This window comes from Enterobacter cloacae complex sp. ECC445 (assembly GCF_021892025.1).
Lineage (GTDB): Bacteria > Pseudomonadota > Gammaproteobacteria > Enterobacterales > Enterobacteriaceae > Enterobacter > Enterobacter chengduensis.
The window spans coordinates 1-14,754 of record NZ_JAKLRZ010000040.1 but is presented as its reverse complement, the minus strand read 5'-3'; the positions used below and the strand labels follow the sequence as shown (position 1 = coordinate 14,754).

General features: G+C 55.2%; 16 protein-coding genes. 9 read left to right on the top strand and 7 right to left on the bottom strand.

The window, feature by feature from the left end; genetic code table 11:
* Positions 1-56 precede the first annotated feature (56 nt).
* The 3 genes from L6R44_RS22815 to L6R44_RS22805 form a co-directional block, all read right to left on the bottom strand.
* The gene (locus L6R44_RS22815) at positions 57-497 is read right to left on the bottom strand and encodes a PTS sugar transporter subunit IIA (RefSeq protein WP_237425501.1); all 441 of its coding nucleotides are present in this window, start codon (positions 495-497) and stop codon (positions 57-59) included.
* A gap of 104 nt (positions 498-601) precedes the next feature.
* On the bottom strand, positions 602-1,372 hold the full coding sequence (locus tag L6R44_RS22810) for an ABC transporter permease (protein ID WP_023334536.1): 771 nt from the start codon (positions 1,370-1,372) through the stop codon (positions 602-604).
* Positions 1,369-2,295, bottom strand: coding sequence for an ABC transporter ATP-binding protein (locus L6R44_RS22805; protein WP_023332105.1), 927 nt, complete (start codon positions 2,293-2,295; stop codon positions 1,369-1,371). The genes L6R44_RS22810 and L6R44_RS22805 overlap by 4 nt, the downstream gene beginning before the upstream one ends.
* 107 nt (positions 2,296-2,402) lie before the next feature.
* Here L6R44_RS22805 and can point away from each other — a divergent pair, with 107 nt between their 5' ends.
* Positions 2,403-3,065 (top strand): carbonate dehydratase, encoded by a 663-nt coding sequence (can, locus tag L6R44_RS22800; RefSeq protein ID WP_014882586.1) that lies wholly within the window; start codon positions 2,403-2,405, stop codon positions 3,063-3,065.
* 100 nt (positions 3,066-3,165) lie between these two features.
* Here can and hpt read toward each other — a convergent pair whose 3' ends face one another.
* Positions 3,166-3,702 carry a hypoxanthine phosphoribosyltransferase gene (gene hpt, locus L6R44_RS22795; RefSeq protein WP_032644098.1) on the bottom strand — a complete coding sequence of 179 codons (537 nt, stop codon included), beginning with the start codon at positions 3,700-3,702 and terminating at the stop codon, positions 3,166-3,168.
* A 208-nt stretch (positions 3,703-3,910) separates the two neighbouring features.
* On the opposite strand from hpt, the gene L6R44_RS22790 reads away from it, so the two are divergent.
* Entirely contained in the window at positions 3,911-6,301 is a 2,391-nt protein-coding gene (locus tag L6R44_RS22790) for a glucose/quinate/shikimate family membrane-bound PQQ-dependent dehydrogenase (protein WP_032644097.1), read from the top strand.
* Between the two features lie 132 nt (positions 6,302-6,433).
* On the opposite strand, the gene cueO is transcribed toward L6R44_RS22790, so the two are convergent.
* Positions 6,434-8,002, bottom strand: coding sequence for a multicopper oxidase CueO (cueO, locus tag L6R44_RS22785; RefSeq protein ID WP_237425500.1), 1,569 nt, complete (start codon positions 8,000-8,002; stop codon positions 6,434-6,436).
* Between the two features lie 145 nt (positions 8,003-8,147).
* Here cueO and L6R44_RS22780 point away from each other — a divergent pair, with 145 nt between their 5' ends.
* The 3 genes from L6R44_RS22780 to speD all read left to right on the top strand — a co-directional run bounded on the left by L6R44_RS22780 (position 8,148) and on the right by speD (position 10,278).
* Complete coding sequence (locus L6R44_RS22780) at positions 8,148-8,495, top strand: YacC family pilotin-like protein (protein WP_014882582.1); 348 nt, start codon at positions 8,148-8,150, stop codon at positions 8,493-8,495.
* A gap of 118 nt (positions 8,496-8,613) precedes the next feature.
* Positions 8,614-9,483: a polyamine aminopropyltransferase gene (gene speE, locus L6R44_RS22775; protein ID WP_237425499.1), complete on the top strand. Its 870-nt coding sequence runs from the start codon at positions 8,614-8,616 to the stop codon at positions 9,481-9,483.
* On the top strand, positions 9,484-10,278 hold the full coding sequence (gene speD / locus L6R44_RS22770) for an adenosylmethionine decarboxylase (protein WP_032644094.1): 795 nt from the start codon (positions 9,484-9,486) through the stop codon (positions 10,276-10,278). It abuts the gene before it with no gap.
* Positions 10,279-10,344: 66 nt separating this feature from the next.
* Here speD and L6R44_RS22765 read toward each other — a convergent pair whose 3' ends face one another.
* Entirely contained in the window at positions 10,345-10,965 is a 621-nt protein-coding gene (locus L6R44_RS22765) for a LuxR C-terminal-related transcriptional regulator (protein WP_237425498.1), read from the bottom strand.
* 312 nt (positions 10,966-11,277) lie between these two features.
* On the opposite strand from L6R44_RS22765, the gene L6R44_RS22760 reads away from it, so the two are divergent.
* The 4 genes from L6R44_RS22760 (at position 11,278) to L6R44_RS22745 (ending at position 14,180) form a co-directional block, all read left to right on the top strand.
* Positions 11,278-11,949, top strand: a complete 672-nt coding sequence (locus tag L6R44_RS22760; RefSeq protein ID WP_023332101.1) for a DUF2589 domain-containing protein — start codon at positions 11,278-11,280, stop codon at positions 11,947-11,949.
* Positions 11,950-12,028: 79 nt separating this feature from the next.
* Entirely contained in the window at positions 12,029-12,748 is a 720-nt protein-coding gene (locus tag L6R44_RS22755) for a DUF2589 domain-containing protein (protein WP_237425497.1), read from the top strand.
* Entirely contained in the window at positions 12,741-13,190 is a 450-nt protein-coding gene (locus L6R44_RS22750; RefSeq protein ID WP_237425496.1) for a lysozyme, read from the top strand. Before L6R44_RS22755 ends, L6R44_RS22750 begins: the two co-directional genes overlap by 8 nt.
* Before the next feature lie 18 nt (positions 13,191-13,208).
* A complete protein-coding gene (locus tag L6R44_RS22745; protein WP_237425495.1) occupies positions 13,209-14,180 on the top strand; it encodes a hypothetical protein in 972 nt (323 codons plus the stop codon).
* Positions 14,181-14,227: 47 nt separating this feature from the next.
* On the opposite strand, the gene yacL is transcribed toward L6R44_RS22745, so the two are convergent.
* The gene (yacL, locus tag L6R44_RS22740; protein ID WP_237425494.1) at positions 14,228-14,590 is read right to left on the bottom strand and encodes a protein YacL; all 363 of its coding nucleotides are present in this window, start codon (positions 14,588-14,590) and stop codon (positions 14,228-14,230) included.
* Positions 14,591-14,754: the final 164 nt, after the last annotated feature.

Sequence of the window (14,754 nt, the reverse complement as noted above, 5' to 3'; positions counted from 1 at the left end):
TAGTCGAAGCGGAAATACTTATGCCATTGTAGCAAAAGCGACATCAATACCAACGTTTAATTCTTATACAGATCATGAAGCAGGACGAAGGGCGGATTTTTTTGCTGCTGATGCCACAGGCTGCTGACGTCCGGTGCCCCCTGCTCGACGATGGCGTTACGGAACGCCGCGCTGGTTAATGTTGCGCGCTGGGTATACATCATTTCAAGTAATGGAAAGCTGATACCGGAGATCACTTCGCAGCAGTCGTGCTTGTGGCTCAGCAGGGCCGCAGCACGGTAAGGCGCCGCGCCGGATTTATCGGTAAGAAAAATGACGCCCTCTCCGGTGTCGGTTTCGTGCAGGGCATCGCACATCATGCGGCCCAGCATGTTGGTGCTTAAGCCGCGCCAGTAGTTGACGGCGCGACACTGTGGCAGCGGACCAAACCTGGCTTCCAGCTTCAGCAACATGTCCTGCGCCCGTTCATCGTGGCAGGTGATAACCCATCCCAGCATAACTCTCTCCTTAGCAGGCAAGTAGTTTAGCGGAGTGAAGGTTAGCTTTCGGTGATAACTGTCAAAGAAAGCGCCCGGCAAACAGAACGTCGCCGGGCAAAAGATTAGCTGCGCAGACCGCGCCCGCGCTGGATCAGATACCAGCACAGCAGGTAGAAGGCAATGATGAACACCACCAGCACCGCCACCGTGGTAAACAGCGGCACGTCGGTGATCCCAAGGAAGCCAAAGCGGAAGCCGCTGATCATATAAACAATCGGGTTCAGGTGCGACAGCGCCTGCCAGAACGGCGGCAGCAGCGTCAGGGAGTAGAACACCCCGCCGAGATAGGTCAGCGGCGTCAGCACGAAGGTCGGGATCAGGCTGATGTCGTCAAACGTTTTGGCGAACACGGCGTTCAGCAGACCGGCCAGCGAGAACAGAATTGCCGTCAGGAGCAGCGTCAGCGCGACAAACAGCCACGAATGGACCTGGAACGGCACGAAGAACAGCGAAATAGCAGTGACCAGGATCCCCACGCACAGCCCGCGCGCCACGCCGCCGCCCACGTAACCGGCGATAATCACGTGCGTCGGCACGGGTGCTACCAGCAGCTCTTCGATATTGCGCTGGAATTTGGCGCTAAAGAACGACGACGCCACGTTCGCATAGGCGTTGGTGATCACCGCCATCATGATCAGCCCCGGGACGATAAACTGCATATAGGTAAAGCCGTGCATCTCACCAATCCGGGAGCCAATCAGGTTACCGAAGATGATGAAATAGAGCGTCATGGTGATCACCGGCGGCACCAGGGTTTGCACCCAGATACGCATAAAGCGGTTAATCTCTTTCGCCCAGATACTTTTCAGCGCGACCCAGTAAAGATGCGTCATGCCTTGTCTCCTTGTTTATCCTGCACCAGAGAGACAAACAGCTCTTCCAGTCGGTTCGCTTTGTTACGCATACTCAAGACCTGAATCCCCTGCGCGCTCAGCTGGGAGAACACGCTGTTAATCCCCTGCTCGCGCAGCACTTCTACCTCCAGCGTCGAGGTATCCACCAGGCGATACTGATACCCTTCGAGCTTCGGTAGCGGGCTTTTTGCCGCCAGATCGAGAATGAACGTTTCGGATTTCAGCTTGGAGAGCAGATTTTTCATCGAGGTGTTTTCCACCAGCTCGCCGTGCTGAATGATGCCGATGTTGCGGCACAGCATTTCTGCCTCTTCCAGATAGTGGGTGGTCAGAATAATGGTGGTGCCTTTGTCGTTGAGATCCTTCAGGAAGCCCCACATGGAGCGGCGCAGCTCAATGTCTACGCCCGCCGTCGGCTCGTCCAGAATCAGCAGTTTAGGCTCGTGCATCAGCGCGCGGGCAATCATCAGGCGGCGCTTCATCCCGCCGGACAACATCCGCGCGCGTTCGTTACGCTTTTCCCACAGATCGAGCTGTTTCAGGTATTTTTCGCTGCGCTCCAGCGCCTCTTTGCGCTCAACGCCGTAATAACCCGCCTGGTTAACGACAATTTGCTGCACCGTCTCGAACGGGTTGAAGTTGAACTCCTGCGGTACCAGCCCCAGCTGGCGCTTGGCGTTAACCACATCTTTTTGCAAATCGTAGCCGAACACGCTCACGCGGCCGGAGGTTTTGTTCACCAGCGAGCTGATGATCCCGATGGTGGTGGATTTTCCCGCCCCGTTCGGCCCCAGAAGCGCGTAAAAATCCCCGGCTTCTACTTTAAGATCTATTCCGCGTAGCGCCTGAACGCCACCCGAATAGGTTTTTTTAAGCTGCTCAAGCTCCAGTGCAATTGCCATGAATTTAACTTACCTTCAGTTCTGACACACGTTGTGTGGTTTCATTAAAAGTCGGGTTACCCTATAGTAGCGCAACGCAATTACTTGGTTACAGGTCGCTAACCTCCATGAACGACATAGATACACTCATTAGCAACAATGCACTATGGTCAAAAATGCTGGTGGAGGAAGACCCCGGATTTTTTGGAAAACTCGCACAGGCCCAAAACCCGCGCTTTCTCTGGATTGGCTGTTCCGACAGCCGCGTGCCCGCCGAACGTCTGACCGGTCTTGAGCCTGGCGAGCTGTTTGTTCACCGCAACGTTGCCAACCTGGTGATTCACACCGATCTCAACTGTCTTTCTGTGGTTCAGTATGCCGTTGACGTTCTGGAAGTCGAGCACATCATTATTTGCGGCCACTACGGCTGCGGCGGCGTGCAGGCGGCGGTGGAAAACCCGGAGCTGGGATTGATTGATAACTGGCTGCTGCACATCCGCGATATCTGGTTCAAACATAGCTCACTGCTGGGCGAAATGCCGCAGGAGCGCCGCATGGACACCCTGTGCGAGCTCAACGTGATGGAGCAGGTGTATAACCTTGGGCATTCGACCATCATGCAGTCAGCGTGGAAGCGCGGGCAGAAGGTTTCGATCCACGGCTGGGCGTACGGCATTCACGACGGTCTGCTGCGCAATCTGGAAGTCACCGCCACCAACCGCGAGACGCTGGAGCAGCGCTACCGTTCAGGGATCGCCAACCTCAAGCTTAAGCATGTGAACCACAAATAAGTGCACGTTAAAAAGCCGGGTGGCGGCTGCGCCTTACCCGGCCTACATGTGCCCATTCGTAGGCCCGGTAAGCGTAGCGCCACCGGGCAACAAACCGCAACTACTCGTCCAGTAATACCACTTTTCCCACATACGGCAGATGACGATAGCGCTGCGCGTAGTCGATACCGTAACCCACCACGAATTCGTCGGGAATCGAGAAGCCGACGAACTCGACCGGCACCTGCACTTCACGGCGCTCAGGTTTATCCAGCAGCGTACAAATCGCCAGCGATTTCGGCTCGCGCAGGCTCAGGATCTCGCGCACTTTAGAGAGCGTGTTGCCGGAGTCGATAATGTCCTCAACGATCAACACGTCTTTGCCACGAATATCTTCATCCAGATCTTTCAGGATTTTCACATCACGAGTGGTAGACATGCCGCTGCCGTAGCTGGAGGCGGTCATAAAATCGACCTCGTGAGGCACATGCACTTCACGGCACAGGTCTGCCATGAACATGAAAGAGCCGCGCAGCAGACCGACCAGCACCATTTCGCTGCCGCTGTCCTTGTAATGTTCGGTGATTTGACGACCCAGTTCGGCGATACGCGCTTTGATCTCGGCTTCCGGGATCATCACTTCAACAGTATGTTTCATATAACTAACCAAATGATTTTAATGAAAATCTCTCAATACGGATGCGTTAATATCCAGCACTGATACGCAAGCCAGCTATTATACCAGCAAATGGATAACCCTGGCGTATGAGTTATAAAAAGCAAATATTGTGATTCCGATCACACTTGTTAATACCTATAATTAGTTGCTAGCAAATTATTAACAAAAACTGACGAGTACACTTTCTATGGCTGAAACACACTCTAAACAGCCGCGTCTACTGGTGACATTAACTGCAGCATTCGCAGCCTTCTGCGCGCTGTATCTGTTAATCGGTGGCGTCTGGCTGGTCGCGATCGGCGGCTCCTGGTACTACCCGATTGCAGGCCTGGTTATGCTTGGCGTAACCGTCCTGCTCTTGCGTAGAAAACAATCTGCTCTGTGGCTGTATGCTGCACTCCTCCTTGCCACCATGATCTGGGGCGTCTGGGAAGTCGGCTTTGACTTCTGGGCGCTGACGCCGCGCAGCGACATCCTGGTCTTCTTCGGCATCTGGCTGATCCTGCCGTTCGTCTGGCGTCGCCTGATCGTGCCGTCCAGCGGTGCCGTTGCGGCGCTGGTGGTGGCCCTGCTGATCAGCGGCGGTATCCTCACCTGGGCCGGCTTTAACGACCCGCAGGAAATTCACGGCACGCTGAACACCGAATCGACGCCAGCTGCGGCTATCTCGCAGGTTGCTGACGGTGACTGGCCGGCCTATGGTCGTAACCAGGAAGGTCAACGCTACTCACCGCTGAAGCAAATCAACGCGGACAACGTTAAAAACCTGAAGGAAGCCTGGGTATTCCGTACCGGCGACCTGAAGATGCCGAACGATCCAGGCGAGCTGACCAACGAAGTGACGCCGATTAAGGTCGGCAACATGCTTTATCTGTGTACGGCGCACCAGCGTCTGTTCGCGCTCGACGCGGCCACCGGTAAAGAGAAATGGCACTTCGATCCGCAGCTGAACTCCAACCCGTCCTTCCAGCACGTGACCTGCCGCGGCGTCTCTTACCACGAAGCGCGCGCCGATAATGCGAGCCCGGAAGTGGTTGCCGACTGCCCGCGCCGCATCATGCTGCCGGTGAACGATGGTCGCCTGTTCGCGATTAACGCCGAAACGGGCAAGCTGTGCGAAACCTTTGCCAACAAAGGTATTCTGAACCTGCAGACCAACATGCCGGACACCACGCCGGGTCTGTATGAACCAACCTCACCGCCAATCATCACCGATAAAACCATCGTGATTGCCGGTTCGGTAACGGATAACTTCTCCACGCGCGAAACCTCCGGCGTGATCCGCGGCTTCGACGTGAACACCGGTAAACTGCTGTGGGCCTTCGACCCGGGTGCGAAAGATCCTAACGCGATCCCGTCAGACGAACATACGTTTACCTTCAACTCGCCAAACTCCTGGGCACCCGCCGCGTATGACGCGAAGCTGGACCTGGTCTACCTGCCGATGGGTGTAACCACGCCGGATATCTGGGGCGGTAACCGCACGCCGGAGCAGGAGCGCTATGCGAGCGCCATCGTGGCGCTGAACGCGACCACCGGTAAGCTGGCGTGGAGCTACCAGACCGTACACCACGATCTGTGGGATATGGATATGCCGTCCCAGCCGACGCTGGCCGACATTACCGTTAACGGCAAAACCGTGCCGGTAATTTACGCCCCGGCGAAAACCGGCAACATCTTCGTGCTGGATCGCAGCAACGGCAAGCTGGTTGTACCTGCGCCGGAAAAACCGGTTCCGCAGGGCGCGGCGAAAGGCGACTACGTCTCTAAAACGCAGCCGTTCTCTGACCTGAGCTTCCGTCCGAAGAAAGACCTGAGCGGGGCAGACATGTGGGGTGCCACCATGTTTGACCAGCTGGTGTGCCGCGTGATGTTCCACCAGCTGCGCTATGAAGGCATCTTCACGCCGCCTTCCGAGCAGGGCACGCTGGTCTTCCCGGGTAACCTGGGGATGTTCGAGTGGGGCGGGATCTCCGTCGACCCTAACCGTCAGGTTGCTATCGCGAACCCAATGGCGCTGCCGTTCGTTTCTCGTCTGATCCCACGCGGTCCGGGCAACCCAATGGAGCAGCCGAAAGACGCGAAAGGCAGCGGTACCGAAGCCGGTATCCAGCCGCAGTACGGCGTACCGTATGGCGTAACGCTGAACCCGTTCCTGTCGCCGTTTGGTCTGCCGTGTAAACAGCCTGCCTGGGGTTATATCTCCGGTCTGGATCTGAAAACTAACCAGATCGTGTGGAAAAAACGTATTGGTACGCCGCAGGACAGCATGCCGTTCCCGATGCCGGTTCCGGTGCCGTTCAATATGGGTATGCCAATGCTGGGTGGCCCAATCTCCACCGCCGGTAACGTGCTGTTCATCGCGGCAACCGCAGATAACTACCTGCGCGCGTACAACATGACCAACGGTGAAAAACTGTGGCAAGGCCGTCTGCCAGCGGGTGGACAGGCCACGCCGATGACCTACGAGGTGAATGGCAAGCAGTACGTTGTCATCTCCGCGGGCGGTCACGGTTCGTTTGGCACGAAGATGGGCGACTATATCGTCGCGTATGCGCTGCCTGACGAAGGCAAATAAAAGCAAAACGGCAACGAAAGTTGCCGTTTTTGTGTTTGTTCCCTCTCCCCGTGGGAGAGGGTCAGGGTGAGGGCATCAGGCCGCACCAGCGAAATGTAGGCCGGGTAAGGCGTAGCCGCCACCCGGCTTTTTTTATACGGTAAAGCCCAGCATCATCCCCGTATCCTCATGCTCCAGCAGGTGGCAGTGCGCCATATAGGCAAACTCTTTCGGCGCCTCGTGGTCAAACTTCACCAGCACCTCGCTGACGCCGCCTTCCACTCTCACCGTATCCTTCCAGCCCGCGCGATGCGCAGCAGGCGCTTTGCCGTTCTCGGAAAGAATGCGGAACTGGGTGCCGTGGATGTGGAACGGATGCAGCATCATGTCCCCTTCGCCTGAAATCACCCAGCGCTCAGGCTGGCCTTTTGCCGCAGCAAACATCGGCGTGTTCATGTCGAACGCTTTGCCGTTGATCGTATTGGCGTTGTGGAAATCAAAGCCACGGTCGCCGTGATGCATGTTCCCCATACCGCCCATGCTGCCGTGGTCCATATTCATGTGGCCCATCATCTGCCCGTGGTGCATCCCCGCCATCGCCTTATCGCCATATTTCGCCATCAGCGCCTGCATCCCCATCATATCCAGCATCGGATTCATGGAGAGCTGCAGCTTGCGCTGGGTAAGCCCATCGAGCGACGGGAGGGCTGGCAGCGTGGTCAACGTATCGGGCAGCGTGCCGGAAGCGGCCACCAGCAGCGGCTGAATACGCAGCACCGGATGCGGCTTGTCGAAGGGCGCAACCGCCATCCCCATCTGGCTCACCGGCAGGGTCACGAGGTCAAACGGTTTGCCGTCGCTGATATCCACCAGCACCTCAAAGCGTTCGCCCATCAGCATCGGCAGCTCGCTCACTTTTACCGGCTCCGGCAGCAGCCCGCCGTCGCTGGCGACCACGTACAGCGGGCGCTTATCGCTGGCAGCGAAATTAAGCGAACGCGCGTTACAGCCGTTAAGCAGGCGCAGGCGCAGCCAGCCTTTCGGCGCGGCGTGCTGCGGGTAAATCGCGCCGTTGGCCAGCAGCGTGTCGCCAAACCAGCCTACCGCCGCGCTCATCACGTCCAGCTGATAGTCAATTTGCCCGTCAGCGGTGAATTTCTTGTCCTGCACAATCACCGGCACGTCGTCGATGCCCCACTGCTTCGGCAGGCGCAGCAGGCGGCTTTCGTCGTCTTCAATCAGCACCAGCCCCGCCAGCCCCATCGCCACCTGGTGGCCCGTTTTGCCATGCTGATGCGGATGGAACCAGCAGGTCGCCGCGCGCTGGTCGGGCGTAAAGGTCACGCTGCGCGAGCCGCCCGCTTTGATGATGCCCTGCGGCCCGCCGTCTACCTCGCCAGGCACTTCCAGCCCGTGCCAGTGCACCGTCGTCTCTTCGGCGAGCGTGTTGTGGACATCCACCGTCACCGCCTTCCCTTTGCGCAGCTGCAGCGCAGGGCCGAGCAGATTGCCGTTATAGCCCCACGTCGTGGCGTTGTGTGCGCCAAACGCCGTCTTACCGGCCTGAACCACAAGCTGGATTCGGCTGCGGGCGTCCGCGGTCAGTAGGTCAGGGATGGGTAAGGCAGGCCTTTCAGCGGCGAAAACCGCGCGGCTCCAGAGGGGTAATGCGCTGGCAGCACCCAGCGCAGCGGAATATTTTAAAAAATCACGACGTTGCATGTTCATTTCCTTATTTCCAGCAGGCGATCTTTTGAGCATAAACCCTCCCCTTACCGGAAGGTCAAGTCAAGCGGCAATAATAAAGATCGTCGCACCGGCATCAAGTATGCTAACGTTAATTTTCCGTGAAGAAGTGGTAGAAGCAATGAAGACGTTTTTCAGGACAATTTTGTTCGGAAGCCTGATGGCAATGTGTGCGAACAGCTATGCGCTCAGTGAAAATGAAGCGGAAGATATGGCCGATTTAACGGCGGTTTTTGTATTCCTGAAAAATGATTGCGGCTACCAGAATTTACCCAACGGGCAAATTCGCCGCGCGCTGGTCTTTTTTGCCCAGCAGAACCAGTGGGATCTCAGCAACTACGATAGCTTCGACATGAAGGCGCTCGGTGAAGACAGCTACCGTGACTTGAGCGGTATTGGTATTCCCACCGCCAAAAAATGTAAAGCGCTGGCTCGCGATTCACTCAGCCTGCTCGCCTACGTCAAATAACCTTCCCGACGACGCCTCCTGTTGAACCTCTGACCGTGCAACCACGGTTAGAGTTAGCTATGATGTTTCGCTCATTTTTAATGAGTGTTACGGATGTTAACAAAGGAGGAGTCCGCGTATGGCCGACAACACGTTGTGGCATGAAACGCTGCATGACCAGTTTGGGCAGTACTTTGCCGTTGATAACGTGCTCTATCATGAGAAAACCGATTACCAGGATCTGATCATCTTCGAGAATGCCGCCTTTGGCCGCGTCATGGCGCTGGACGGCGTGGTGCAAACCACCGAGCGGGATGAGTTTATCTATCATGAGATGATGACCCACGTTCCGCTGCTGGCGCACGGGCACGCGAAGCATGTCCTGATTATCGGCGGTGGCGACGGCGCAATGCTGCGTGAAGTCTCCCGCCATCGTTCCATTGAAACCATCACCATGGTGGAAATCGATGCGGGCGTGGTCTCTTTCTGCCGCCAGTACCTGCCCAACCACAATGCCGGTAGCTATGACGATCCGCGCTTTAGCCTGGTGATTGACGACGGCGTTAACTTTGTTAACCAGACTTCCCAGACCTTTGACGTGATCATCTCCGACTGCACCGATCCTATCGGTCCCGGCGCGTCGCTGTTTACCTCCTCCTTCTACGAAGGCTGCAAACGCTGCCTGAACCCGGGCGGGATCTTCGTCGCCCAAAACGGCGTCTGCTTCCTGCAGCAGGATGAAGCGCTGGATAGCCATCGCAAGCTCGGCACCTATTTCGATGACGTCAGCTTCTACCAGGCCGCCATTCCGACGTACTACGGCGGGATCATGACCTTCGCCTGGGCGACGGATAACGACGTATTACGCCATCTCTCCACCGAAATTATTCAGGCTCGCTTCCATCACGCCGGCCTCACGTGCCGCTACTACAATCCGGCCATTCATACCGCAGCGTTTGCGCTGCCGCAGTACCTGCAAGACGCATTATCCACTAAGGGGGTGAGCTAATTGAAAAAGCTTAAGCTGCATGGCTTTAACAACCTGACCAAAAGCCTGAGTTTTTGTATTTACGATATCTGCTATGCCAAAACAGCGGAAGAGCGCGATGGCTACATCGCCTATATCGACGAACTCTACAACGCCAACCGTCTGACCGAGATCCTGTCAGAAACCTGTTCCATTATCGGCGCCAACATCCTGAATATCGCCCGACAGGATTATGAACCCCAGGGCGCGAGCGTGACCATCCTGGTCAGCGAAGAGCCGGTCGACCCGCAGCTTATCGACAAAACGGAACATCCGGGCCCGCTGCCGGAAGTGGTGGTTGCCCATCTGGATAAAAGCCATATCTGCGTCCATACCTATCCGGAGAGCCACCCGGAAGGCGGGCTGTGTACCTTCCGCGCGGATATTGAAGTGTCAACCTGCGGCGTGATTTCTCCGCTGAACGCGCTGAACTATCTCATCCACCAGCTTGAATCGGACATCGTGACCATTGATTATCGCGTGCGCGGGTTTACCCGTGATGTCAACGGCATGAAGCACTTCATCGACCACGAGATCAACTCCATCCAGAACTTTATGTCCGAGGACATGAAATCGCTGTACGACATGATGGACGTGAACGTGTACCAGGAAAACATCTTCCATACCAAGATGTTGCTTAAGGAATTCGACCTTAAGCACTATATGTTCCACACGAAGCCGGAAGATTTAAGCGAAGAAGAGCGTCAGGCGATTACCGATCTGCTCTGGAAAGAGATGCGCGAGATCTACTACGGCCGTAATATTCCGACCGTGTAACGCGCATGCAGGTAGATAAAGAAGGAAAAGCGATGATTTTTCCTTCTTTACTATTCTGTCTGTTTTCTAGACCGGCGTTTGGGCCAGTATCATTGCCGCTTCCGTACGATTTCTGACGCCCAGTTGACGAAACAGGGCATGGAGATGATTCTTAACCGTTCCTTCCGCAATCCCCAGTACACGACAAATTTGTTTATTACTATTTCCCTGTACAACTAGATGCAGGATCTCGCGCTGCCGGGGTGAAAGCGCGCGCAGAGGGGACGGGTAATTTTGCATCCGTATTAATTTAGGCTCGCGCAGGCAACAATCCGGTAAATATATTCTTCCTTGCCGCACCCATTCGATTGCCTGCAATAACTCTTCCGACTCCATTTTCTTTGTCAAAATGCCAGCCGCACCATTCTCCAGAAAATAAATTGGATTCACATTATCCAGACGAGAAAAGTTCATCAACACGAAACCATTATCCGCCTGTGATGTTAACTGCGTTAATAATGTTCTTTTTTTCTCAATTTCATAATCGGCATCCAGAATAATAACATCAGCCCGGTTTTTTATTAAACCTTTCCAGACCTCATCTTCGCTATGTGCAGCTGTGATGTGCAGCGCGGGCGCAAGCTCAGCCCAACGGCAGCGGATGCCATGAATGAACAGCGGCAATTCATCATAAATAAGTATATTCATTGTCGTCCCACTTAAATAATCGTTATCTTGTTAGCGGCACTTAAAACTCTCATACAGACCTCAACGCGAGAGCTGCTGTGCGATGAAAAGCAATAACACCAGATGAAATTTTCAACTGCAGGAATAATGCTGGTTTAATTTATTAAGCACAGCCCGTCACATTTCGCCATGTAACTTTCGATACAGGCCGTTCCATACGGACGCAATGATTTCTGAAAACATAACTTTAGGCTCATAGATGCTTTATTCATCGATATCCATGATTAAGGGGCAGACATATTCTGCGACCACACGAATATTGAGGAATGAATTATGCCAGATGCAAATGTTGATGCCGGATTTATAGGTTCAGTTATTAGTTCATTGCCGCTAGACAGTATGATTTCTGCGCCACTGCAGGCAATGATTAAAGCTCAAACCCAGGCGGCAAAAAGTTATACCGATTTCTTATTGAGCGTCTGTATTAAGGACGGCAAGGCCGTTTCGGTACAGTTTGATTATGAAGAAACGCTCGTCGATGAGAAAGGCGTGACGACCGGTACGCAGACCAAAGTCATGCGTATTCCCCTGCTCGCGGCAGTCGTGCATCCCATCATCTGTATCGAAGAAGGGACTATCGACTTCGAGCTTGAGATCCATCAGAGCGCGGCCAGCAACGAAAGCAGCAGCCAGGAAGGCTCCCTGGAGGGCAAAATCGGCTGGGGTCCATTTTCCGTCAGCGTGAAGGGGAGCGTTAGCCATAAGTCAGAACAGACCCGCTCGACCGATACCCGCGCCAAATACTCCATCCACACCTCTGTAAAACGTCAGCCAATGCCGGAGGCGCTCAGCCGCGTGGTCGATTATCTGACAAATGCTGCCACCAAACCGGCGCAACGCGCAGAAGATCAGCCTGCAACACTGCCTGCGACCAACAGTTCAGGTCTGATTACCCCAGCACCGGCCCCAGCCCCGGTCGCGCCGCCTCAAGGGGGTAACGGTTAACCCACGCCACACGTTCAAACGCATTTATTACCCCTGACAGGTGCCCGGCTAGCGGGCACCTGCCTGAAGGAGAAAAAGCATGCCTGATTCACGTCGATTCTGGTTCAGCCGTAAATCGCCCGACGCTGCTACGCCTGAAGCCAGTCCCGAAACCCCGGCGGATACACCGCCAACGCTGGCGTCTGAAGCGCCCCTGGACGTAACACCGTCCCCCGCTCCCTCCGGGGAAAGTGGCAACACCGGGGGCAATGGTGGGGGAAACAACGGCGGTGCCGGTGGAGGCGATAACGGTACGCCACCGCCTCCTGCCGGCAACAAGGGCAACCACGCTATGGGCTTAGATGCCCTGGTACAAGGGCTCCAGCACGCGGCGTTCAGTGCCAACCAGTATATGACCCATCAGTACATCGCCGTGCTCTCCCAGCTGTTTGAGCAGGCCCCGGACGGCAGCTACAGGCCGGACTACGCCGAGCTTCAGCTGGATGATGAGCACCGTTTGAACGTGCCGCTGGTCACGCTTGCACCACCGCGCAATCTCTCGATGGAGAGAATGAAGATGCGCCTGACCGTTCGCGGCGATGCGACCGAATCCATAAGCACGCTGACGGGACAGGGAGAGCGCGGACACTTCCACGTCACCATGGCGCCCCAGCCTCATGAGGGTAAAACGGACAGCCAAAACATTGATATTGAAATTGATTTTGTCGCTCAGGAGCCGCCAGAAGCGGTGCTCCGCCTGCTTGATGAATTCATCCACCGTATGACCCCCGTCCCCATAAAGGAGAAAAACCATGAGTAATGCTGTGAAAACAACCGGCAATGGCGGCATTGCCCTTATCAAACAGTATGAAGGCCTGCGCTTAACCACCTACAAAGATGCCGTCGGTATTCCGACCATCGGTTATGGCCATGTCGAAAACCCGATCCCCCCAGGCGGCACGCGAACCATCACCGCGGAAACCGCGGAACAGATCCTTCGTGAGGATTTGCAGCGGTTTGAGCATGACGTCAACAGCATGCTGACGGTGGACGTCACCCAGAACCAGTTCGATGCCCTGGTGAGCTTCGCCTTTAATCTGGGGCCAGCCAATCTCAAGAGCTCAACCCTGCTGCGCAAAGTGAACAGCGGCGACTTCAACGGCGCAGCGGAAGAATTTCCGAAATGGAACCATGCCGGTGGCCAGGTTCTGGCGGGCCTGACGGCACGTCGAAACGCTGAAAAAAACCTGTTTTTATCCTGATCAATCACGAGGTGTAACATGACAATTCGAATTCTTTCCTGGCGTGCTGACTCCTTTACGCACGAGGCAGACGACCTGCGAGGTGCGGATGAAGATCTGCTGGCACACGCCAAAGAGCGGATGGCGTTGCGTCTGAGTCAGGTCATTGCTCAGCTCAAAACGGTCCTCGAAACCGACGCGGGTAGCTGGGATCATACCTTTGTCACGCTTCCAGAATTCTTCTGGAATACCCGCTGGTCTAATGTGCACAGTGAAGACGACATCATGAAGCTCGGTGACTTCTACATGAGCAATGTTAGCGACGTCGTTAACAAACTGATTGATGCCTTCCCTGCCCGTTCCGGGGATCCCTCTTCGGCGATCACCTTTCTGGCGGGAACCTGTGCCATCCTGTATCGCGACGATAACGAAAGTGAGAAGACGCCCTGTCACGACCCTGTTTTTCACGCCGTGAACTGGCTGCTGTGTGGGCAAAACACCCGTAGCGATAAATCCCTGACGATGTGGCCAAAACGCTACGTTTCCACGATTGATTTCTTTCCTCAGGTGGAGGGTCACGCGATCCCCGGCCATATTTCAGTCCAATTGCCGGATGGCCAGATCGTTCATATCGGCGACAGCAGTGAAGTGTCGGCAGAATCACTGAATGGGATCGTTGTGACCGATTACTTCACCAATACCTATGCTGGCGATAAGCCGTTCAGCATTGATATCTGTCTGGATTACTTCACGCAGGGGAATGTGCGCCCGGCGGGCTGGGAGCAACGGGTCGCGGAGCTGCAGAGCAAAAGCAGCGACATTGATTTTTTGATAGCCTGCGGAATGCCGGTCAGCGAGCCGCCGCAAAACCCGGGTGGTGTGAAATTCCTTGTACGTAACGACGGTATGCCAGTCGCTTCCCAGTGCCAGGCGTGGTCGTTCACCGCGGGGAAGGCAACGCCGGTTGCGGCAACCAACCCCACCGCTAATTTTGTGAGATTTTTACTGTAGGGTGAAACCCGCAGATTCCCTCCGGAACCCTCCGGAGGGAACGTCCGTTACTTCTGTTTCATAAACGCCCGGTACGCAGCGATCACCTGCAAAAAGTCCTCGACGCCGCACATCGACAGGCTCTCTTCGTCATAGTAGCTCATGCCCTCTTCCATCTCGTCGCCTGAAAACTCGAGCTGGTTGGCACGCACCATCACCTCTTCTCCATCCAGCCACAGCGTGTATTCGTGCCCGGCGCGCTGCCAGGAGCGTTCACTGCCTTTCACCGTATTTGCCGCCTGTTCAACTTCATCAAGAAGGGCAAGATTTTCTTTCACCTCTTCGTTAAACCAGTGTCCAACGGCTTCGTGGCCCATCGACATACGCACTTTCACCACTCCGGTGATGTCGCGCAGAAATTCGTAATCCATAGTATTTTCCTCTGCAAAGCCATTAGGGTAATTATCGCAGCAGAGAGGAAGAAAAAAAGCGTGAGAGGTGGGAGGAATGAAAATAAAAAAATACACCTCGTGATTGATCAGGATAAAAACAGGTTTTTTTCAGCGTTTCGACGTGCCGTCAGGCCCGCCAGAAC